General features: G+C 73.0%; 25 protein-coding genes and 1 pseudogene. 14 read left to right on the forward strand and 12 right to left on the reverse strand.

Features of this window, described 5'->3' with window-relative positions; translation table 11 throughout:
- Positions 1-57: 57 nt before the first annotated feature.
- Positions 58-330, reverse strand: coding sequence for a hypothetical protein (locus BLW04_RS10715; protein WP_091540014.1), 273 nt, complete (start codon positions 328-330; stop codon positions 58-60).
- A 58-nt stretch (positions 331-388) separates the two neighbouring features.
- A complete protein-coding gene (locus BLW04_RS10720) occupies positions 389-943 on the reverse strand; it encodes a hypothetical protein (RefSeq protein ID WP_139306808.1) in 555 nt (184 codons plus the stop codon).
- Positions 944-1289: 346 nt separating this feature from the next.
- Between BLW04_RS10720 and BLW04_RS10725 the strand changes: the two genes are divergently transcribed.
- The 3 genes from BLW04_RS10725 to BLW04_RS10735 all read left to right on the forward strand — a co-directional run bounded on the left by BLW04_RS10725 (position 1290) and on the right by BLW04_RS10735 (position 3637).
- Complete coding sequence (locus BLW04_RS10725) at positions 1290-2735, forward strand: amidase (protein ID WP_091540020.1); 1446 nt, start codon at positions 1290-1292, stop codon at positions 2733-2735.
- Between the two features lie 77 nt (positions 2736-2812).
- Positions 2813-3136, forward strand: coding sequence for an aa3-type cytochrome oxidase subunit CtaJ (locus tag BLW04_RS10730; RefSeq protein WP_091540024.1), 324 nt, complete (start codon positions 2813-2815; stop codon positions 3134-3136).
- A gap of 54 nt (positions 3137-3190) precedes the next feature.
- A complete protein-coding gene (locus BLW04_RS10735) occupies positions 3191-3637 on the forward strand; it encodes a DUF5130 family protein (RefSeq protein WP_091540027.1) in 447 nt (148 codons plus the stop codon).
- Between the two features lie 298 nt (positions 3638-3935).
- Here the strand turns inward: BLW04_RS10735 and pepN are convergent, their stop codons facing one another.
- Positions 3936-6485: an aminopeptidase N gene (pepN, locus tag BLW04_RS10740; protein ID WP_091540032.1), complete on the reverse strand. Its 2550-nt coding sequence runs from the start codon at positions 6483-6485 to the stop codon at positions 3936-3938.
- Positions 6486-6661: 176 nt separating this feature from the next.
- Between pepN and BLW04_RS10745 the strand changes: the two genes are divergently transcribed.
- Both BLW04_RS10745 and BLW04_RS28340 read left to right on the forward strand, forming a co-directional pair.
- Positions 6662-7327: a mycothiol-dependent nitroreductase Rv2466c family protein gene (locus BLW04_RS10745; RefSeq protein WP_091540035.1), complete on the forward strand. Its 666-nt coding sequence runs from the start codon at positions 6662-6664 to the stop codon at positions 7325-7327.
- A 129-nt stretch (positions 7328-7456) separates the two neighbouring features.
- Positions 7457-7621, forward strand: a complete 165-nt coding sequence (locus BLW04_RS28340) for a hypothetical protein (protein ID WP_254781318.1) — start codon at positions 7457-7459, stop codon at positions 7619-7621.
- Between the two features lie 299 nt (positions 7622-7920).
- Here the strand turns inward: BLW04_RS28340 and BLW04_RS10755 are convergent.
- Together BLW04_RS10755 and BLW04_RS10760 are read right to left on the reverse strand one after the other, a co-directional pair.
- Positions 7921-8529 (reverse strand): annotated as a pseudogene (locus tag BLW04_RS10755) (MBL fold metallo-hydrolase); the annotation flags it as partial.
- Between the two features lie 43 nt (positions 8530-8572).
- Complete coding sequence (locus BLW04_RS10760) at positions 8573-9238, reverse strand: DUF429 domain-containing protein (protein WP_091540038.1); 666 nt, start codon at positions 9236-9238, stop codon at positions 8573-8575.
- A 37-nt stretch (positions 9239-9275) separates the two neighbouring features.
- Between BLW04_RS10760 and BLW04_RS10765 the strand changes: the two genes are divergently transcribed.
- Positions 9276-9761 carry a ribose-5-phosphate isomerase gene (locus BLW04_RS10765; RefSeq protein WP_091540041.1) on the forward strand — a complete coding sequence of 162 codons (486 nt, stop codon included), beginning with the start codon at positions 9276-9278 and terminating at the stop codon, positions 9759-9761.
- A gap of 574 nt (positions 9762-10335) precedes the next feature.
- Here the strand turns inward: BLW04_RS10765 and BLW04_RS10770 are convergent.
- Positions 10336-11577 carry a GNAT family N-acetyltransferase gene (locus tag BLW04_RS10770; RefSeq protein ID WP_091540045.1) on the reverse strand — a complete coding sequence of 414 codons (1242 nt, stop codon included), beginning with the start codon at positions 11575-11577 and terminating at the stop codon, positions 10336-10338.
- Between the two features lie 93 nt (positions 11578-11670).
- On the opposite strand from BLW04_RS10770, the gene BLW04_RS10775 reads away from it, so the two are divergent.
- Both BLW04_RS10775 and BLW04_RS10780 read left to right on the forward strand, forming a co-directional pair.
- The gene (locus BLW04_RS10775; protein WP_091540049.1) at positions 11671-12117 is read left to right on the forward strand and encodes a hypothetical protein; all 447 of its coding nucleotides are present in this window, start codon (positions 11671-11673) and stop codon (positions 12115-12117) included.
- A complete protein-coding gene (locus tag BLW04_RS10780; protein WP_091540053.1) occupies positions 12101-12460 on the forward strand; it encodes an MmcQ/YjbR family DNA-binding protein in 360 nt (119 codons plus the stop codon). The genes BLW04_RS10775 and BLW04_RS10780 overlap by 17 nt, the downstream gene beginning before the upstream one ends.
- On the opposite strand, the gene BLW04_RS26650 is transcribed toward BLW04_RS10780, so the two are convergent.
- The 3 genes from BLW04_RS26650 to BLW04_RS10785 are packed head-to-tail and all read right to left on the reverse strand — an operon-like array spanning position 12444 to position 13087.
- Positions 12444-12602 carry a hypothetical protein gene (locus tag BLW04_RS26650; protein ID WP_175483998.1) on the reverse strand — a complete coding sequence of 53 codons (159 nt, stop codon included), beginning with the start codon at positions 12600-12602 and terminating at the stop codon, positions 12444-12446. The genes BLW04_RS10780 and BLW04_RS26650 overlap by 17 nt on opposite strands.
- On the reverse strand, positions 12599-12766 hold the full coding sequence (locus BLW04_RS26655; protein WP_175483999.1) for a hypothetical protein: 168 nt from the start codon (positions 12764-12766) through the stop codon (positions 12599-12601). The genes BLW04_RS26650 and BLW04_RS26655 overlap by 4 nt, the downstream gene beginning before the upstream one ends.
- A complete protein-coding gene (locus BLW04_RS10785; protein ID WP_139306809.1) occupies positions 12767-13087 on the reverse strand; it encodes a hypothetical protein in 321 nt (106 codons plus the stop codon).
- Positions 13088-13240: 153 nt separating this feature from the next.
- On the opposite strand from BLW04_RS10785, the gene BLW04_RS10790 reads away from it, so the two are divergent.
- The 5 genes from BLW04_RS10790 to BLW04_RS10810 all read left to right on the forward strand — a co-directional run bounded on the left by BLW04_RS10790 (position 13241) and on the right by BLW04_RS10810 (position 17394).
- Positions 13241-14938 (forward strand): hypothetical protein, encoded by a 1698-nt coding sequence (locus BLW04_RS10790; protein WP_254781311.1) that lies wholly within the window; start codon positions 13241-13243, stop codon positions 14936-14938.
- A 54-nt stretch (positions 14939-14992) separates the two neighbouring features.
- A complete protein-coding gene (locus tag BLW04_RS10795) occupies positions 14993-16000 on the forward strand; it encodes a sigma-70 family RNA polymerase sigma factor (RefSeq protein WP_091540071.1) in 1008 nt (335 codons plus the stop codon).
- 30 nt (positions 16001-16030) lie between these two features.
- The gene (locus BLW04_RS10800) at positions 16031-16438 is read left to right on the forward strand and encodes a VOC family protein (RefSeq protein WP_091540076.1); all 408 of its coding nucleotides are present in this window, start codon (positions 16031-16033) and stop codon (positions 16436-16438) included.
- Between the two features lie 62 nt (positions 16439-16500).
- Positions 16501-16866: a hypothetical protein gene (locus BLW04_RS10805; RefSeq protein ID WP_139306810.1), complete on the forward strand. Its 366-nt coding sequence runs from the start codon at positions 16501-16503 to the stop codon at positions 16864-16866.
- Positions 16867-16971: 105 nt separating this feature from the next.
- The gene (locus tag BLW04_RS10810; RefSeq protein WP_091540081.1) at positions 16972-17394 is read left to right on the forward strand and encodes a hypothetical protein; all 423 of its coding nucleotides are present in this window, start codon (positions 16972-16974) and stop codon (positions 17392-17394) included.
- A gap of 162 nt (positions 17395-17556) precedes the next feature.
- Here the strand turns inward: BLW04_RS10810 and BLW04_RS10815 are convergent, their stop codons facing one another.
- The 3 genes from BLW04_RS10815 to BLW04_RS10825 form a co-directional block, all read right to left on the reverse strand.
- A complete protein-coding gene (locus BLW04_RS10815) occupies positions 17557-18177 on the reverse strand; it encodes a site-specific integrase (protein WP_091540084.1) in 621 nt (206 codons plus the stop codon).
- A gap of 300 nt (positions 18178-18477) precedes the next feature.
- On the reverse strand, positions 18478-19377 hold the full coding sequence (locus BLW04_RS10820; protein WP_091540088.1) for a LysR family transcriptional regulator: 900 nt from the start codon (positions 19375-19377) through the stop codon (positions 18478-18480).
- A gap of 40 nt (positions 19378-19417) precedes the next feature.
- Positions 19418-20068, reverse strand: a complete 651-nt coding sequence (locus tag BLW04_RS10825; RefSeq protein ID WP_139306811.1) for an ABC transporter substrate-binding protein — start codon at positions 20066-20068, stop codon at positions 19418-19420.
- Between the two features lie 174 nt (positions 20069-20242).
- Here BLW04_RS10825 and BLW04_RS10830 point away from each other — a divergent pair.
- Positions 20243-20516: helix-turn-helix domain-containing protein (locus tag BLW04_RS10830; RefSeq protein ID WP_175484000.1), on the forward strand; the 274-nt coding region annotated here is incomplete at its 3' end.

Consider the following 20516-nt stretch of genomic DNA (forward strand, 5'->3'; position numbering starts at 1 on the left):
CGGTGCTGCCCGGACGGGGCGGTGGACGGAACGCGTGTGCGCCGAGTGCCGGGCAGCTCAGCTGTCGCCGGGCGCGGCCTCGTCGTCGGGGATGGTCATGTCCGGTTCCTCCGCCGACGAGGGATCGTCGCCCTGGTCGAAGTAGTAGCCGTTCACCTCGGAGCCGAAGAAGGCGTAGGTCGTCTCGGTGGCCTGCCCTTTGAAGGTGAAGTCCAGCGACGGCACCGAGACCCAGAACCTGGCCGCGACGGTGGCCGGCCGACCCTCGATGAGGAACTGCTTGCCGTCGTCGCGCAGGGTCTGCTGGCCGCCGGCCGGGGTCCAGGTCACGCGGAAGCTCTCCCGCGCGGGGTACGTCGGCCGCGCATCGGGAACTTCGGCTCGTCGATCACTGCGAGGCGGCCGACGTCGAGCCGGGCGCGCTGATCGCGGACGTGCAGGTCGTCGCCGGCGATCGGGGCCATCCGGTAAAACCCGGACGGCGCCATCGGCACGTGGAGTCGTGGACCTTGCTCTCGGGAGCGGACCGCTCCTCGTAGAGAGCCAGCCATATGTGGGTGAACGTGCCCAGCTGCGGCTCGCCGCTGGCGGGGATGAAGGTGCCGTCCAAGTAGCCGTAATCGGTGCCCTGGCCGATGTACGGGGTCTTTCCGTCGCCGGTGGTGCCCTCGCCGGTGAACAGCGCCCGCCCGACCTGGCCTTTGGAGTGGTAGATGTGCGAGAGCTCCGTCGGCGGTCCGTCGGGCATCGGGATCTGGTTGTAGTGCAGGTTCTTGTCCAGCCAGGGGATCGGGTAGGGCTGGAAGTCGTCGGTGGCCCCAGCGGCCAGGGCCGGGCGTGCCGACCTCAGGACAGCGCCGGCTCCGCCGACCACGGCCGCGGCGGCACCCATTGTGAAGCAGTGCCGCCTGGTGCCCGCGCCGTACTCACCCGTGGTTGCCATGTGATCTCCGTCCGACCGACCGACATTGCGCCGGAATGGTTCCGGGCAGACCGTTGTCGGCAACCCGGCCGCGCGTGATGCCGCTATTTCCAACCGGGCGCCGTCGCACCCGCGCGAGCGCGCCGGTCGGGCCGTCGTGGCGGTCCGGGATCGCCACGCCGCCGGGAGTGACGTCCCGCCGACGGTTCGGGGATGCACGCCCGGAAGGTCGTCCGCAGCCGGACGGGGCCGGCCGCATCCGCCGGCGACCGCGCACGGACGTCACCAGCCGGGCGGTGCCTGCAGCGTGGTCGTCCTGGCGTCGCGGGCGTGACTCCCCGCCGGCCACGCCCTAGCGTCGCCGTCCGTGACCACACCACCCGCCTGCCCGGCCACCCAGTTGCACGACCTCACCGCGCTCGAGCAGGCCGCCGCCGTCCAGGCGAGGAAGGTCAGCCCGACCGAGCTGGTCGAGCACTCCCTGGCCCGGATCGAGGCGCTGGACGCCGGCATCGGCGCGTTCATCACCGTCACCCCCGAGCGGGCGCTGGCCGCCGCTGCCGACGCCGACCGGGCCGTGCTTGCCGGCGGCCGGCTGCCCCCGCTGCACGGGGTGCCGACCGCGATCAAGGACCTGAACAACACCGCCGGGGTGCGGACGACGTTCGGGTCCGCGGTGCTCGCCGACTTCGTGCCCGACGTGGACGACGCCGTCGTCACCGCCCTGGCCGCCGCCGGGACCATCAGCCTGGGCAAGACCAACACCCCCGAGTTCGGCTTCCCCTGCTACACCGACAACGACGTGGCCGGACCCACCCGCTGCCCCTGGGACACCACCCGGCTGGCCGGTGGTTCCAGCGGCGGCGCGGCCGCCGCGGTGGCCGCCGGGATGCTGCCGTTCGCGCAGGGGTCTGACGGCGGCGGGTCGATCCGCATCCCGGCCGGCATCAACGGGCTGTTCGGGATCAAGCCCAGCCGTGGCCGCGTCAGCAACGGGCCGTACAACTCCGAGGTCACCGCGCTCGGGGTACAGGGGCCTCTGGCCCGCACCGTCCGGGACGCCGCGGCGATGCTGGACGCGATGGCCGGGCCGGTGATCGGCGACCCCTTCTGGGCGCCGCCGCTGCCGCGTGGAGAGACGTTCCTCGGCGCGGCCGACCGGCCCGTCGGCCGGCTGCGCGTGGGGCGCTACCTGGACTCCGGCATGCCCGGTGCGGACCTGGACCCGGAGGTGCGGGCCGCGTTCGAGGACGCCTCGACGCTGCTGGCCTCCCTGGGACACGAGGTGGAGGACCTGCCCGGCCCGCCGCTTACCGACGGCGTGTTCCCCGCGTTCGAGGTGGTGTGGGCGCTGTCGGGGACGACGCTACCGGTCCCCGACGCCGCCGCCGGCCGGCTGCGGCCGCTGACCCGGTTCCTGCGCGACCGCGGCCTGGCACTGAGCGCGAAGGACGCCATGGAGGCGATGTTCACGCTGCGGCTCTTTGCCCGCCGGTTCATCCAGGCCACCAGCCGCTACGACGTCCTGCTGGCACCGGTCTGCACGCTGCCGCCGCGTCCGCTCGGGTGGTTCGGCGCCGACGGTGACGGCGCGGCGGACTTCGAGCGACAGAAGCGCTATGCCGCCTTCCCCGCCGTCTACAACGTCACCGGACAGCCGGCGGTGAGCGTGCCCCTGTGGTGGACGGCCGGCGGGCTGCCGATCGGCACCATGCTGGTGGGCCGCCCGGCCGACGAGGCGACCCTGATCGCGCTGGCGGCCCAGCTGGAGCAGGCCCGGCCGTGGGCGCACCGGCACCCGGCGATGTGGTGAGGACGCCGCCGGCACGCTCGGCGGACGTCGCCGGGGCTTGCCGGGCCGGTGGTCGGGGCTCCCGGTAGATTGCCGCCATGCCCGTGATCGAGACCGTGCTCATCTACGGCGTCATCCCGCTGGCGGTCTTCCTCGTCTTCGCGGTGTTGACGCTCCTCCCCGGCCGCGGCCGGGACAAGACCAACTACCGTCCCGGGCAGCCCTGGGAGCACGAGGCGGTCTGGTACGAGCCGCACCCGGCCGCCGGTGGGCACGGTGACGTCGAGGTCGACCACGGGCGACCCGGCCTGGGCGCGACGGCCGCCGCGCTGGCCATTGGCGAACACCCGCACGAGCCCGGCTCCGCCGATGACCTCGGGCCACGGCGCACCGCCGCCGGCGGCGCCCGCGGGACCTGGTGACCGGCCGATGATCGTTTCCCTCTCCGTTCCGATGCCCTCCGGAGGCACCCGCTGATGGCACAGGAGCTCGACAGCTACGTGGATGGCCAGCACGACACGCGGGAGCCGATCGTCGAGGAGCCGGCCCCCCAGCCGTTCAGCTACCTCGACCTGGCCCGGCTGGACGAGGCGCTGACCATGTCCTCCCGGGAGACCGGACTGTGGATCACCCTCTACGTGGGTGACCTCGGCTCGGACACCCGCGGCACCGCGGAGTCCCTGCACGCCGGCTCCGGCAACGACCCGTCGCACAGCGTGCTGGTCGCGGTGTCGCCCGGGCAACGCGTGCTGGAAATCGTCACCGGCTCCGCCGCCGCCCGCCGGCTGCCCGACCGGGCGTGCGCCCTCGCGGTGCTGTCGATGACCGGGCGGTTCGGCTCCGGTGACCTCGTCGGCGCGATCGTCAACGGGCTCCGGCAGCTCTCCGACGCCGCCGGGCACCCCTCCGCCCACCGGCACTGATGTTCCCGCCCGGGTCCGCCGGGCGCAGACACGAGGGCCCCGCACCCCACTCGGGTGCGGGGCCCGTGCGTGCCTGGCCGCCGGCGGGGACGCATCGTCCCTGACTCGGCCAGAAGTGGAGGTGGAGTGGCCGCTGCCGCGCCAACGCTCGCGGTGGCGCCGGACGGCGGGCGCTGATGCACCGGCCGATCGCCCCGAACTGGTTGGTGGCGCTCACCGTTCGCCGCCCGCTGGCGCCGATCCCACGAAGGCCCCGTGGCGCAGCAGCGTCGCGGGGCCCTCGTCGGCTGTCGACCGGTCAGCCGGCGGCGGCGTCCTTCTCCCGGGCCCGCAGCGCCCGTGCCACGCCATCGCGGCCCTCGGACACCAGCCGGCGCAGCGGCGCTGGCGCGCTTCCGTCGGCGAGCCAGGCGTCGGCCGCCTCGACCGTGCGTGCCTCGACGATCTTCGGGAACAGGTACTCGACGGCGTTCTTGGCGATCTCGCCGGGCCGTCGCTGCCACATGTCACCGATCTCGGCGAAGTAGCGGTCCACGTAGGGAGCCGTGAGCTCGGTCTGCGCCGGGTGCCAGAAGCCGGCGACCATTGCCTCGTGCACGGCGTTCGGGATCGACTCGTCGGTGAAGGCCCGCTGCCAGGTGTCGGCCTTGGACTCGGCCGTCGGCCGCAGTGCCCGCGCCGTGGCCGCACGCCGGGCGCCGGTCGCGGTGGCGTCCCGCTCGGCCTCGGCGTCGATCTCGGCGTCGCCGGCGGCACCGAGGGCGACCAGTCCGTTGAGGAAGGACCAGCGGGCGTCGGCGTCGACGGTGAGGCCCTCGACCTGCAGCGACCCGTCGAGCAGCCCGCGCAGCGCGGCGACGTGCTCGTCGGTCCGGGCGGCGGCGGCCAGCGTGCGGGACCACTGCAGCTGGGCGTCGCTGTCCGGCTCGGCGGTGTGCAGCGCGGCGAGTGCCTTGTCGGCCAGATGCGTCCAGCCGGTGGGTGCCCACGCCGGGTCGGCGTAGGAGGCCAGCGCGGTCTGGACCCGGGCCAGCAGTGACTGGACGACGCTGATCTCGGTCTCTGCGTCGACCCCGGCCAGCACCAGTTGCACCCACTCGCGGGCGGCCAGCTCGCCGTCGCGGGTCATGTCCCAGGCCGCCGACCAGCACAGCGCGCGGGGGAGGGAGTCGGGCAGGTCGCCGATGCTGCTGCGCAGCGTGGCCAGCGACCGGTCGTCCAGCCGCAGCTTGGCGTAGGTCAGGTCGTCGTCGTTGACCAGCACCAGGTCGGCCGCCGGGTGGCCGATGAGCTCCTTGACCTCGGTCTGCGGGCCGTCGACGTCCAGCTCGACCCGGTGGGTGCGGGTGAGCCCGTCGGGACCGGCGTTGTACAGCCCCACCGCCAGCCGGTGGCAGCGCAGCACGGGGTGCTCGCGGACCGCGGTCTGCAGGATGGCGAAGTCGGAGTAGCGGCCGGACTCGTCAAGCTCGTAGACCGGGCGCAGCGTGTTGACCTGGCTGGTCTGCAGCCACTGCGCCGACCACTCCGACAGGTCGCGGCCAGAGGCCTCCGACAGCTCGCTGAGCAGGTCGGCGAGGGTGGTGTTGCCGTACTCGTGCTTGCGGAAGTACCGCCGCACGCCGGCCAGGAACTCGTCCCGGCCCACGTAGGCCACCAGCTGCTTCAGCACCGAGGCGCCCTTGGCGTAGGTAATCCCGTCGAAGTTCACCTCGACGGCGGCGACGTCGACCATGTCGGCGGCGATCGGGTGGGTCGAGGGGAGCTGGTCCTGCGCGTAGGCCCAGCTCTTCTCGGTGTTGGCGAACGTCGTCCAGGCCGTCGTGTACTCGGTGGCCTCGGACTGGCACAGCGTGGAGATGTAGGTGGCGAAGGACTCGTTGAGCCAGAGGTCATCCCACCAGCGCATGGTCACCAGGTCGCCGAACCACATGTGCGCCAGCTCGTGCAGCACCGTCTCCGCGCGCCGCTCGTAGCGCGCCCGGCTGGTCTTGGACCGGAAGACGTAGTCCTCCAGGATCGTCACCGCGCCGGCGTTCTCCATCGCCCCGGCGTTGAACTCGGGCACGAAGAGCTGGTCGTACTTGTCGAACGGGTAGGGGTAGTCGAACACCCGGTGGTAGAAGTCGAAGCCGGCCTTGGTGACCGAGAACAGTTCGTCGGGGTCGAGGTGCTTGGCCAGCGACGCCCGGCAGTACAGGCCCAGCGGGATGCCGTCGTGCAGGTCGGTGACCTTGGCGTATGGGCCGGCGACGAGGGCCACCAGGTAGGTGGAGATGCGCTTGGTGGGGGCGAAGTGCGCCAGCTGCGAGCCGGCCTCCCCGGCCTCCAGCGTGCGGTCACCGGTGTTGCTGATGACCTGCCAGTCGAACGGCGCCGTGACGTGCAGGGTGAAGGTGCCCTTGAGGTCGGGCTGGTCGAAGCAGGCGAACATCCGCTTGGCCTCGGCCGGCTCGAAGTGCGAGTACAGGTAGACCTGCTCGTCCTCCGGGTCGACGAAGCGGTGCAGGCCCTCGCCGGAGCGGGAGTACCGGCAGTCGGCGTCGACGACGAGCTCGTTGGTGGCGGCCAGGCCCGGCAGCGCCAGCCCGTGCTCCTCGGTGTACTCACTCACGTCGAGCTCGACGCCGTTGAGCGTGGCGGAGCGGACGCGGTCGGCCACCAGGTCGACGAAGGTGTCGGCGCCGGGGGTGCGCGCATCGAAGCGGATGGTGGTGACGGAGCGGAAGGTCTCCTCGCCGGGGTGCCCCTGACCGTCGGTCACGTCCAGGAACAGGTCGTAGCTGGAGACCGACAGCAGCGCGGCGCGGGCTGCGGCATCGTCACGGGTCAGGTTGGGAACGGCCACGGCGCGAGCTTTCCATGACCCTCCGACGGCCCTGCCCGGTGTACCGCGCAGCCGCCGGGGGAATGCCCCGGGCGGTCCCGGCCTTGGTGGCCGGCAGAGCCTGCTGCCGACGCCCGGAAGGGCGGCGCGGCGGACCCACGACACGAGAACGTCCCACCGACGAGGAGCACCCACCCATGACCGATGCAGTGAAGAGCGCGCCCACGAAGGCCCGCGTCGACTTCTGGTTCGACCCGCTGTGCCCCTGGGCCTGGCTGACCAGCCGCTGGGTGCTCGAGGCGGCGAAGGTGCGCGACATCGACCTGCACTGGCACGTCATGTCGCTGGCCGTGCTCAACCGGGGCCGCGACCTGTCGCCGGACTACCAGAAGACGATGGCCAAGGCCATCGGCCCGGTCCGGGTTGCCATCGCGGCGGCCCAGCAGCACGGCGAGGGTGTCCTCGGCGACCTCTACACCGCGATGGGCACCCTCGTGCACCTCGACAAGCTGGACGTCGAGGACGTCGTCGCACCCGCTCTCGAGCGGGTCGGCCTGCCGGCGGAGCTGGCGCAGGCCGCCGGGTCGACCGAGTACGACGAGGCGCTGGAGAAGAGTCACCACGAGGGCATCGACCCGGTCGGCGACGACGTCGGCACCCCGATCATGCACATCGACGGCGTCGCCTTCTTCGGCCCGGTGATCAGCAAGGTCCCCACCGGTGAGGACGCCGGCAAGGCCTTCGACGGCGCCGTCCTGCTGGCCAACCTGCCCGACTTCTGGGAGCTCAAGCGCACCCGCACCGCCGGCCCGGACATGTCCTCGGTGCCCGCCGACGCGCTGGAGCTCACCGGCACCCGCTGACGTCTCACCTGAGGGCAGAAATGGCCATTTCCGCCCTCAGGTGTCTGGTGCAGCATGCTCACGCGAGTGCCGCACCCCGTCCGTCAGCGGATCTTCATCACCGGCGCCAGCACCGGCCTCGGCCGCGGCATGGCGCGGGAGTTCGCCGCGCGCGGCCGGGACCTGGCGCTCATCGCCCGGCGGCTCGACCGCCTGGAGGTGTTGCGCGAGGAACTCCTGGCCCAGCACCCGGGCATCCGGGTGGTCCTCCGCGAGCTGGACGTCGACGACCCGGACGCCGTCGCCTCTGGCTGACTGTCGACCTGGCGACCGGTGTGCGCGCGCTGACCGCCGCCGTCGAGCGGGAGCCGGTGCGGGCCTACGTGCCCGAGTGGCCGTGGCGCCCGGTCGCCGGCCTGCTCCGGGTGCTGCCCCTGCCGCTGGTGCGCAGGCTGTCCTAGACCCTCGACCGGCGCGTCCGCCCGGGTCCGCGCGTCGAACACCGGTGCGGCGCCCGGATCGGTGAGCCAGCGCGCCAGCTGGGCCAGCTCGCTCTGCTGAACGGCGACGTACCCCGCGGTGACCACAGCCCCGTGGCCGGGTACCACCGGCCCCCGCGCCATCGCCAGCAGGGCGTCGAGGGTGTCCGGCCACTCCAGCGGGAACGCGTCCCCCATCGCCGGGGGAGCGCCCTCCTCGACCAGGTCGCCGGCGAAGAGGATGTCATCCACCGCGACGACCAGGTCGCCATCGGTGTGCCCGCGGCCCAGGTGGCGCAGCGTCACGGCGCGCCCGCCGATGTCCAGCTCCGCGACGTCGTCGACCAGGCGGTCGGGCGGGTCGATCGGCGCGGCCGCCATCAGGCCGGCCTCCACCTCGTCGGCCGCCAGCAGCCCGGCCACCACGGCGGCGCGCTGCAGGTCCCCGGTGGCCGCCAGCTCGTCCGCGCAGCGCCGGGAGCCCCACACGTCGGCGGGGCGGAAGGCGGCGTTGCCGAAGCAGTGGTCGAGGTGCGCATGGGTGTTCACCACGGCCCACGGATAGGGCGTGACCGTCCGCACGGCCTCGGCCAGGGCGCGGCCCTCGGCCAAGTGCGAGCGGGTGTCGACGACGAGGCACCGGCCGTCCCCGGCCACGAGCCCGCAGTTGAGGTCCAGCGCGGCGTGCCGGCGGACGAACACCCGGTCGCCCACCTCGGTCCAGCCGGCCGCCACGGTGATCACCGGTGCGCCGCCGGAGGCGTCCGGCTCTTTACCGGAAGTGTGATCACCAGCAGATCCGCATCGGCCGGCCGCGGGAGTCCGTCGTCCCGTCCCCGACGCACTCCGCGGTGCCTGCGGCCAGCCGCTGCGCCGACCAGGCGGCCGCGCAGGCGTCCAGCGCGTCGACCACGGGAACCCCGGCGGGGGCGTCGGCCAGCGCATCGAGCACGTCCATCTCGCGCTGCAGGGCCCGCAGCCGCTGGGCCAGGCCGCGGGCGGTGGCCTTAGGAGCGTCCACCCGGGGATCGAGGGCGCGGAAGGCCAGCTCCGGGTGCACCTCGACGAGCCGTTCGGCGCCGGGGGAGTCCAGAGCGTCGTCCAGGGCGCGGATCGAGGGCACCAGATTCCAGGCCTGCTTCGACAGCGCCTTTCCCGACGCCTCGCGGGAGACAGCGCAGGCCCCGCGGTAGTCCTCCAGGGCCAGCACCGAGCGCAGCGGCGCCGGGAAGACCGAGCTGCCCGCCCGGCCCAGCCGGCGCCGCGCACGGACGTCACACATCCGGGCGCCGTCCTCGGACAGGCCGATCGGCATGTCGATGCCGACCACCTCGATGCCAGGAACAGCGAGCGCCGCGGCCACGTCGGGTAGCACGAGCAGCCGCACCGACGGGCCGGTCAGGACGGCGCCGACCCAGGCCCCGCGCCAGCCGTCCACGCCCAGCACCGCCATCAGACCAGCCTGCCACCCGGGCTGAGAGGATCGGCCCATGCGCGTCTTCCTCGGCACCGACCACGCCGGCCTGGAACTGAAGTCCCACCTGCTGCAGGTGCTCGCCGACGCCGGCCACGAGCCGGTCGACTGCGGGGCTTTCGAGTACGACGCCCAGGACGACTACCCGCCGTTCTGCTTCGCGGTCGGCGAACGGGTGGTGACCGAGCCCGGCACGCTCGGCGTGGTCATCGGCGGCTCCGGCAACGGCGAACAGATGGCCGCCAACAAGGTGCCCGGCGTCCGGGCCGCGCTGGTCTGGAACACCGAGACCGCCGAACTGGCTCGGCAGCACAACGACGCCAACGTGGCGTCCGTCGGCGGCCGCCAGCACACGGTCGAGGAGGCCACCCGGCTCGTGCTCACGTTCCTCGCCACGCCGTTCAGCGGCGAGGAGCGGCACGTCCGCCGGATCGGGCTGATGGCCGAGTACGAGCAGGAGCGGCACCGCCCGGCCGGCGGCCTGCCGACCACCACCCCTTGAGGGCCGGCCCGGACGGGGACCACGTCCGCCGGCCGCCCGCCGCGGTCCGGAACCTGCTGGCCCAGGTGCCCGCGTCCGCACCGGTGCCCGCCATGGGCGCCGACACGGGCGCCGTGGTCGCGCACGTGGGCAGCCGCCTGGCCTGCTACGCCCACGACTTGGTCGCCGGGCCGCACGACGTCAGCGACGGCGAGGTCCTCCGCCGGTCCGGCGCCGACCTCGCCACCCTGTCCGCCGGCCTGACGGCGTGGGGCGAGGTGCTGGCCCGCGTGGTCGACGCGTCCCCGCCCGCCGAGCGGGGCTGGCACTGCGACGGCCGCCCGGACGCCGCCGGTTTCCGCCCTGGGATGCGCGGAGCTGCTGCTGCACGGCGACGACGTGGGCCGCCGGGCTCGGGCTTGCCTTCGACCCGCCGGCCGACCTGGCGGTCGCCGTCCTCACCCGGCTGTTCCCCGACGTGCCGGCGGGAGGACCCGTGGGCCTCGCTGCGCTGGGCCACCGGCCGCGGCGAGCTCTCCGGTCGGCCGCGCCGGACGAGCTGGCGGTACGCCGCGGCGCCGACCGGCGAGCGGGGTCAGAACTCGTCCGGGCACCACGGGGTCACCGGCCAGGCGAAGGCCGTGGAGGCCGCGGTCACCGCACCGGGGCTGACCTCGGTGACTCGGCCGGCGGCCTGCAGGGTGGCCAGGGAGACTCCGCCGAGGTAGGCGGCGGACAGCGCCTCGACGTCCAGCACCAGGTCCGGGTCGCGGTCGGTGCGGTCACAGTAGGCGCCGGCCGGATGGCCCCAGACGTGCCAGCGCCCGTCGTTCCAGTCACAGAACCGATCGCGCACCTCGATCACCAGGTCGATCCGCGCCGGGTACCGCCGGGCAGACAGTGCCCGGCCGACGTCGACCAGCCGGACCCACAGCGCGTCGACCGGCGCCGCGTGCAGGGCCCGCTGGTCGGCGAGCAGGTGCCGCAGCGGGTCGTCGGCCGAGGCCATCGGCGCCCGGACCGTCCGGACCAGGTCGATCGCGAGCAGGAATCGCCACAGCGCCGCGTAGGCCGTCGGCGTCAGCGCCCGTACCTCCTCGACGGTGAGCGTGCCGTCGGGCTCGCTGGTGTCGGTCCACGCCGATGTCACCCGGTAGCTGGCGTAGCCGGTCACGGTTCCGTCGGCCCCGGTGTGCAGCAGGAGTTGGCGGGCAGTCGCGCCGTTGCGCTGCTCGGGGTCGTCGCGCAGCCTGCGGTCCCACCACCGGTCGTCGCGGGCGAGGTTGCCGGGCACGAACCGGCGGACCTGGTCGTGGACGCCGGTCGCGCCGGCGCGGAACTCCTCGAGGTCGACGAGTCGGACAGTGCCGGTGCCGCAGTCGACGTCCGGGCGCAGCCGCAGCCGCTCCGTGGGGCCGTGCCACCCACCCCGCCAGGTCGCGGACGCGTAGCCGAACCGGCCGTAGATGGAGGACTCGGCGGCCCACAGGGCGGCGACCGGCTCCCGCTCCTGCTCGTGCAGTTCGGTGAGCTGACGCCGCATGATCGCGGTGAGCACGCCCTGCCGGCGGTGGGTGGGAGAGACGGTGATCCAGGTGACGCCCGCGGTGGGCACGACGGCACCCGGCACGCTCATCTCCAGGCTGTAGATGCCGGCGGTCGCGGCCACCCGCTCGCCGTCGAACAGGCAGAGCGTGCGGTCCAGATCGGCCACCGCCGACGGCTCGTCGAGGTAGGGACCGGTCGCCTCCTCGCCGAAGACGGCGGACATGGCCCGGAAGAACCGGGGCCACTCCGCCGCGGTGACGGGGCGCAGCGAGTGGGGACAGTCGGGCACGGGAGGTGTCTACCGGGTGGGGACGACGGTCCGCCAACGAGTTCGTGACGCGCACCGGTACGTTCTGTCGGTGGGCGATGCCACCATCCCGGCATGACGGAGCAGCGGCCGATCGGCTGGTGGGTGAAGCACCTCGACCAGCTCCTCGAAGAGGTCGTCGACCATAGCCTGGCCGCCGAGGGGCTCACCCGCCGGCACTGGCAGGCGCTGCACGCCCTGTCGTCCGGGGTCATGGACGAGCCCTGTCTGCGCGACGTGCTGGCGCCCTTCGGCGGCCCGGTGGACGTCGGCTCGGTGGTCGCCGACATCGAGGCCCGTGGCTGGGTGACCCGCAGGAGGGTGGCCGGCTCGGGCACAGCGACGCGGGCCGCGCCGCGGACGAGCGGCTGTCCGGCCAGATCGCGCAGCTGCGCCGCTCGGTCACCCACGGCTTCAGCGCCGAGGACTACGAGCGCACGGTGGCTGCCCTCGAGCGGATGGCGGCCAACGTCAAGCGCGCCCTCGCCGAGCCGGAGGGCTGACCATGGCCACCACCCCTGACGACGTGCGGGCGGTGGCGCTCGCCCTGCCGGAGGCGACCGAGCGCCCCGCGTGGGACATGGCCTGCCTGCGGGTGCGCGACAAGGTATTCGCGTCGATGCCGCCGGGGGAGGGGTGGGTCGCCATCCGGCTCGCGCCGGGCGAGAACGCCGAGCTGGCGGCCGAGCGGCCGGCCGTCTTCTCCGTTCCGCACCACTACCGGAATTCCGCGATGGTGGTGGTCGATCTCTCCGCGGTCGAACGGGGGGAGCTCGCCGAGCTGCTCACCGAGGCGTGGCGGCAGCGCGCGCCGGCCCGGCTGCGCGCCGCCTTCGATGTCGGGGAGTTCACGGCTGGGAGCTGACCCCGTCGTCCGCGAGGGTCCGGTCGCCGCACGTCACCTGGTGTGCCAGCTCGATCAGGTCGGGCCCGGCGTCGGCGAGGGTCCGGCTGACGCTGTTCGTCGCTCGCGGCCCGTCCAGCTCGACGGCCGTGTAGATGATCATCGTGCAGTCCACCAGCAGTCCGGCCAGGTCGTGGTCCCGTCGCCGTCCACGTCGGTGCACGCCACGCTGCCGAAGCCCGTGAAGCTGAGGTCGAAGGCGTACTGCTGGCCCTGGGCGTTCTGCACCGGCACCAGCGAGCAGGAGCTGACCGCGTACAGCAGCACCTACCGGCCGTCGCCGGCCAGCGCGATGACCTCGCCGGTGCCGGTCACGTCGGCGACCAGCACCGAACGAGAGACGACGACTCCCCGGCCGTCGCGCTCGGGTCGTTCCCGGGGGTGCTGCCGGCCGCCGACGCCGTCCCGGCGGCCGCATCGTCGCCCGGGCCGGAAGAGCAGCCGGCCAGCAGGAGCGGTACGAGAGCGACGGCGGTCAGGGCGAGCCGGGAGGAACGTATGATCACCACCGTCGTCCGACACGTTGCCCGAAGCAACCCTGGTTCGTCGGCTGCGGAGGGCGAAGGCCTGCGGCGCGGTGTCCAGCACCACACCTGCCGCTGAGCCGGGTTACCGTCGCCAGGACCGCTGCCACGCCACACGCTCCCGCGCCGGGACCAGCTCCCCGTCGCCCGCCCGTCTCGGGGGAAGAAGTTCATGGGTTGTGCCTCGCGGTTTGCCGCAGGTCTCACCGTTCTGCTCGTGCTCGCCGGCTGCACCGGCCCGGCGGAGCCCCCGGCGGCGTCGGCCGAGGACGCCGCGGCCCGGCCGGCCGAGCCGGTGACGGCGACACCGGGTGCCCCGCGCACGTTGATCGCCGATGCCGACCCGGTGGCGGCGGCCGTGTCGACGAGCCGGGCGCTGTTCGCCAGTTCGCCGGTCGTCGTGGTCGCCGACAGCGCCGACCCGGCGGCGCAGCTGTTGGGCGCCTCCGCCGCGGTGGGGCTGGGCGTCCCCTTGCTGCTCGGCGTCTCGTCGCTGCCGGGTTCCGGCGGCGAGCCGGACGATGTGCTGAGCCCCGAGCTCGACCGGCTGGGCGTTTCCAGCGTGTTGGCCGTCGGTGCCGGGGCAGCCGACGCGGTCCCGGGGAACGACCCGACGCGCACGGTGGTGGCTGTCGCCACGACTGCACCCGCGGTCGAGGCGGCCACCGGGCTGACCTTCTCCACGGCCGACCCGGTGCCCGCCGACGGCTCGGTCGCCGCGGTGGCGGCTCTCGACCCGGGGCAGCCGGCCGCACTGACGCCGGCCGCCGCCACCAGCCCGGCCGACGTCTCGAGCGGGGCATCGGCGACGGCATCGGCGCGCCCGTCGTCGTCCCCCACAAGCTCGGCGGACGGCGAACTTCCCGAGGTCGCGCGCCCGGCGCCCCTGGACGACGTGCTGGTGCTGGCCAGCGGTGGTTCCGAGTCCCTGGCCGGTGTGGCGACGGCTCGGGCGGCGGGTGCCGACGTCCTCCTGACCGGCGGGACCACCGATCCGCGGGCTTCGCCCGACGTGGTGACCGCGCTCGGCGCGGGTCCGGCCGCGGTGGTCGTGCTGGGCTCGGACTTCGGTGTCGAGGCGGGACTGGACTGGAAGCTGGACACCGCGGCCACCGGCACCCAGTTGCCCGGGGGCGGCCAGCTGCTGTTCCCGCAACACATGCTGGTCGCGCTCTACGGCACACCCGGGACCGGCGCGCTCGGGATCCTCGGTGAGCAGGACTTGCCGGGAGCCGTTCAGCGCGCGCAGGCCCTGGCCGCCCCGTACCGCGATCTGGTCGACGCCACCGTCGTCCCCACGTTCGAGATCATCGCCACCGTCGCCTCGGGCAGTGCCGGCGGGGACGGCAACTACTCCAACGAGATCGATCCCGGAACGCTGCGCCCCTGGGTCGAGGCGGCCGGCGCGGCCGGGATGTACGTGGTGCTCGACCTGCAACCCGGGCGGACGGACTTCCTCACCCAGGCCGAGCAGTACCGGTCACTGCTCGAGCTGCCCCACGTCGGCCTGGCCCTGGACCCGGAGTGGCGGCTGCAGCCGGGCCAGCAGCCCCTGCAGCAGATCGGCCAGGTCGGGGTCGACGAGGTCAACCAGGTCGTCACCTGGCTGGCCGATCTCACCCGCGAGCGCGCCCTGCCGCAGAAGCTGCTCGTCCTGCACCAGTTCCAGGTGCGGATGATCATCGACCGGGAGCGGTTGGACACTTCCCGCGACGAGCTGGCGATCATGGTGCACGCCGACGGTCAGGGCGGGCAGCCGGCCAAGCAGGGCACCTGGCAGGTACTGCACAAGAACGCGCCGGCTCCGCTGTACTGGGGCTGGAAGAACTTCATCGACGAGGACATCCCGATGCTCACCCCGGAGCAGACGATCGAGCAGGTCCTGCCGACGCCGGAGCTGGTCACTTACCAGTAGCGCCCGAGTCGGGCAGGATCAGCCGGGACCGACGACCCCGGGAAGGAACCGTCCATGACGGATGTGATCGCCGAACCCGCCGGTCCGGGCGTGACCGCTGAGCTCGAGCCCCGGCTGGCCGAGCACCGGCGTGAGCTCACCGGCTACTGCTACCGAATGCTCGGCTCGGCGTTCGACGCGGAGGACGCCGTCCAGGACACCATGGTCCGGGCGTGGCGGTCGCTGGATCGGCTGGAGGGCAGCGGGGCGCTGCGCTCGTGGCTGTACCGGATCGCCACGAACGTGTGCCTGGACGCCCTCGACGGGCGCAAGCGCCGGGCATTGCCGGTCGACCTGTCGGTCGAGCCCTCCGCCCCGGTGGAGGCGTCGCTGTCCCGGGTGCTGCCCGACGGTGCGTGGGTGGAGCCGGCGCTGGACCGGCAGGTGCTGCCCAGCGGCGGCGACCCGGCCGACGTCGCCGTCCAGCGGGAGTCGGTGCGGCTGGCCTTCGTCGCGGCGCTGCAGCACCTCCCGCCCCGCCAGCGTGCCGTGCTGATCCTCCGCGACGTGCTGCGCTGGAAGGCCGATGAGGTCGCCGCCCTGCTGGGGACGACGACGGCCGCGGTGAACAGCGCGCTGCAGCGGGCCCGGGCCACGCTGAGCGGGATGCAGGCAGCCGACGTGCGGCCGGCGTCGGACCTGCGCGAGGAGCACGCCGACCTGCTGGCCCGCTACCTGGACGCCTTCGAGCGGTACGACATCGACGCCTTCGTCGCGTTGCTGGCCGAGGATGCCGTCCAGGACATGCCCCCCTTCGCCATGTGGCTGCGGAGCGCCGTCGACATCGGTACGTGGATGCTGGGCCCCGGGATCGAGTGCCGCGGCTCCCGACTGCTGCCGGTGTCGCTCAACGGCAACCCGGGCTTCGCCCAGTGGCGGGCCAGCGGACCCGACGGCGGCTACCGGCCGTGGGCGCTGCAGGCGCTGGAGATCTGCGGCGGGCGCATCGTGCGGATCACCTCGTTCCTGGACACCCGGCTGTTCCTGTTGTTCGGGCTGCCCGACACGCCGCCGGACCGATGAGTTCCGGCGCCACGGGCGGTCCCACCTGACATGACCGAGACCACGACCCCCACCGTGCTGAGCGAGTCCGCCACCTTCAGCGGCTTCTCCGTCGACGACCTGGAGCGGGCCCGCGCCTTCTACGAGGGGGTCCTGGGCCTGCGCACCTCCGCCGAGTCGATGGGCGGGATCCTTCGACTGCATCTCGGCGGCGGCCGGGACGTGCTCGTCTACGAGAAGGGGCCGGCGCACTCCCCGGCCACGTACACGGTGCTCAACTTCCCGGTGCCCGACGTCGACGCGGCGGTGGCCGATCTCGCCGGGCGGGGCGTGGAGTTCCTCCACTACGACGAGCCGCCCACCGACGCCACCGGTGTGATGCGCGCGGGCGGGCCGCTCATCGCCTGGTTTTCCGACCCGGCCGGCAACGTCTTCTCGGTGATCGAGGAGGCCGGCTGACGGCGACGCCGCATCCGGACCGGCCGGTGGCGCCGGTCCGTGGAGACCCGTGGCCCTGGTTCGTGACCCTGCTCGCGACCTCGGGGAAGCCCGGCGGCGCGGAGGTGCTGACCGGCGCCGTGCTGCCGTTGACCGGCTCGATCCTGGGGCTCGTCGCCGCGTTCGGCATCGCCGTTCCACTGGTGGCCGGGTGGTCGCTAATCCCGGCCCTGCTGGTCCCGGCGGTGGTGGGTGTGGTCGCCGTCCTCGTCGTGTCGTCGCTGTCGAACGCGGTGACCGGCTGGGGGCCGGTCGCGGACTCCGGGGACGCGGTGCTGCGGACGGAGTCCCCATGGTTCGCCTCCGGCGTGTTGTGGCTGCTGGTGGCGCTCTGGCTCTTCACGCGCAGGGCACGTGCCCGGCATACCCCTGAACCGTCCGCCCGGTGATCGAACCGGGCTGAGGTCGTCCGGGTCCGGGTCGACGCTTGATGGACGAGCGAGGTCCTCGCTGCTGCTACAGGATCTGTAGTCCCAGCAGCGACGAGGAGACCCGTGAGCACTCAGCGGACCAGCACGTCCTCTCCGACGGACCAGGGACCGCGGTACCGGCACCCCCTCTACAGCGCAGTCATCGGCCTGACGACTCTGGGTGTGCTGCTGCAGGGCCTGTGGGCCGGCCTCTTCGTGCACGAGGGGCAGGACTACCAGCAGAATTGGGTGGACGTGCACGCGCTGGACGGCGAGGTGACCATCGTGCTGGCCGCCCTGGCCACCGTCGCGGCCTTCGTCTTCCTCCGGCACCGGAAAGACCTGCTGATCGGCAGCGCGGTGCTGACCGTGCTGCTCGTGGTGGAGGCCTACATCGGTGGGCGCATCGGGGGGACGTCTGGGTTGACCGCCGTCCACTTCCCGCTGGCCATGGCCCTCATGGGCCTGGCGGTGTGGCTTCCCTTGCGAGCCACGCACCGCGGCTGACGGCGACCGCGGCCGCGGCGAACGTCGGCAAGGGCGGCGTGGAGCGGGTGACCGGGATCGAACCGACATGGCCAGCGTGGAAGGCTGGCTGCTGCTCAGAAATACCCCCTGGTCAGCGGCCTGATCGGAGCTCATCAGGGCTGCGCGTGACCTCTACATGACCTAGCGGTTCTCCGCAGCTGCGCGCGCACTCCCGTTCTGGGCAGCGTGGATTGGGACCACAGAACCGGTGAGCATCGCGTCGAGCGCCCGTGCGATCTCACCATCCCGCTCGTCCGCGGCGTGCTGGTAGATGAGGGCGGCAGCGGGGGAAGAGTGCCCCATCCGGCGCATCAGCTCCTTGGTCGTGGCCCCGGTCGCCGCCGCCAGCGTCGCTCCGGTGTGGCGGAGCTCGTGCGGTCGGACCGGCGGAAGACCCACCGCCTCGACGGCCCGCCGGAACGTCTGACCCCAGTTGCTGCGCGCCAGGTAGTGGTCCGATTCGGTGGCGAAGACGAGCGCCTCGGGCGCGTCTGGGACGAACCGGGCGAGATGGGTGGTGAGCGCGTCGGCGACCACGGCCGGCAGTGTGACGATGCGGCGGCCGGCGTCGGTCTTGGGTTCGCCGATCAGCCAGCGGCCGCCGACGTAACGCACTGAGCGCTCTACCCGTAGACGAGCTCCATCGTCGAGGATGTCGGACCGGCGTAGGGCAGTGGCCTCACCGAAACGCAGCCCGCCGAAGGCCAGGACGAGCACCAGTGCCCCGTACCGGTTGGGCACCGCGGCGGCGAGCGCCTGCACCTCCGCGCGGTCGGTTGCGCCGACCGACGGGCGGGTGCGCTGTGGACGCGTATCAGCCGACCCTGCTTGAAGGCGGGTTTCCCGTCACCAGGCGACCCCCGGGTGATGCGTAGGCCGGTGCAGGGGTCCCAGCCCGGCGTGGGCACGGTGTAGCCGGAGACCGCTACCGGCCCCGCTTCGCCCGGATTCAGCGTCCACCCGAAGTGCCGGCGACATCACCCCCGGTTCCAACAGCGCCTACACAAGCCCTGTCCCGCCCGCTGGGGCAGCTCTCACCAGGCGATGGGAGGGGGTGATGGCTCAGGGGGCATGTTCCCCGGAGGTTGTTCGCCGGATCCAGTCGGCGAGGGCTTGGTGGCTGTCGGAGGCGTCGGCGCGTCGGGTGACAAGCCCTACCTCGACGGTAGGAAGGTCACGGTCCAAGGGCAGGGAGTGCAGGGTGGGATGGGTGACGGCGCCAGCGTAGTCGGGGCGGAAGACGCCAAGTACTCCCAGCCCTGCGGCGGCGGCAAGTACGCGAGCTTGCATGCCGTCGATCTCCAGCGCGCTGTCCTCGGCGGTGAGCCCGACTTCGCGCAGGACCTTTTCGTAGTGGACCCATTCGACCTCGTCGAGGGGAGCGGTGATCAGGCCGGCCTCTGCGACCTCGGGGACAGTCACCGTCTCCCGACGTGCGAGGGAGTGGTCGCTGCCGACCAGGAGGGTGAAACGCGCCGTGTGCAGAGGCTCGTAGCGCAGGGAGGCCGGAACCTGCCACCCGATCACGTAGGCGAGGTCGAGGCGGTGGTCGGCGACGGCCTCGGCGAGCCCGAGACTGTGCCCGAACCGCAGAGACAGCCCGGTCTGCGGATTGGCCTTCAGGTACGGGGCAATGAGGGCGGTGAAGAAGTAGTCCTGCTCGAACGCGATGCTGGCCCCGAGGGTGAGGTGCTCCCCGTGGCCGCGACGGATGCTGCGCATCAGTCGTTGCTCGTCGTGCAGCATTCGCCGGGCCGATCGGTACACCTGCTCGCCGGCGTCGGTCAGGCGCACGGCGCGGTGTTCGTAGCGCACCAGCGGCTTTTCCAGGTGCCGCTCGAGGCTGTGGACGTGGAAGGACACCGTGCCCTGGCTCAAGCCCAGATGCTCGGCCGCCGCCGAGAAACCCTTGTGTTCGACGACGGCGACGAAGACCCGCAGCTTGAACAGGTCCAGACCCACCAGCGCATCCTCCCGCTCGGCGGCCGTTGCGGCCGGGGGGTCAGGCGAGCACGGTCTGCTCGTAGCCGGCGTTGGCGGAGTGGGTGAGGTCGAGCAGGTCCCATTCCTGCATCCAGCCCCGGGTGCGCTGGAACATCTCGCGGGTGTAGGGCTGGGGGACGATCCGCTCGCCGGGCCCGAACCGGCGGACGTCGACGAACTCGAGGAGGTCGGCGGGCATCTCCCGGGCCCAGTGCCCAGCGTAGCGGTGCAGCTCCAGGTCGATCTCCTGCTGGGCGCGCAGCAGTGCCCGGAAGTACCGCTCGACGTCGTCGGTGTCGACCTGGGGGGAGAGCATGAAGCCCATCACGAAGGTGGTGTCGACGAGCTTGTGGAACCCCCACTGCTCGAGCAGGTAGGCCGGTGCTCCCCAGACGTTGACCGCCGAGGCGCGGCCGTCGAGGAGCTGCCGGACCCGGTCGAAGGGCCGCCCGATGAAGCTGAGGGTGACGTCTTCGCGGTCCAGGAAGCCCTCCAGAGCCTGCAGTGCGGAGTAGTGGCTGCCGGAGTGGTATCCGACGCCGACCTCCACGCCCGCCAGGTCCCGCGGTTCGTTCAGGCCGGAGTCGGCGGCGACGTAGATGCCCGACGGGCAGACGGAGTAGGCCTTGCCGTACATCTTCCCGTGTTGGGCGCTAGCCGCGGCGTTCACCGCCCAATGGCAGGCGCAGGACACGTCGGCGGAGCGACCGGCCGCCATGTCTTCGAAGGCCCCGCTGCGTACCGACAGCGGAGTCGCGCTTGCGGAGCTGACCTTGATCACAACCGGTCGTAGCAATTGATCTTGGTGCAGGATGTCGGCGACCTACCGACAGGAGCCCACCGGGTGCCCGCACGCCAGCAGTTGACCGCCACCGACCGGGAGGAGATCTCCCGGGGGATCGCCGAGCAGGTCCAGGGCAAGACCATCGCTGCGCGGATCGGCCGGTGCCCCAGCGTCGTGTCCCGCGACATCCGCCGTCACGGCGGCCGCCTGCTGTACCGGGCCACGCTCGCGGGGACGACCGCGGCGGGCTCCCGGCGGCGGCTGAAGACCCGCAAGCTCGACGCCAACCCGGTCCTGGCCGAGCGGGTCAAGAGCAAGCTGCGGACGGGCTGCT

It is taken from the genome of Modestobacter sp. DSM 44400 (assembly GCF_900107175.1).
Lineage (GTDB): Bacteria > Actinomycetota > Actinomycetes > Mycobacteriales > Geodermatophilaceae > Modestobacter.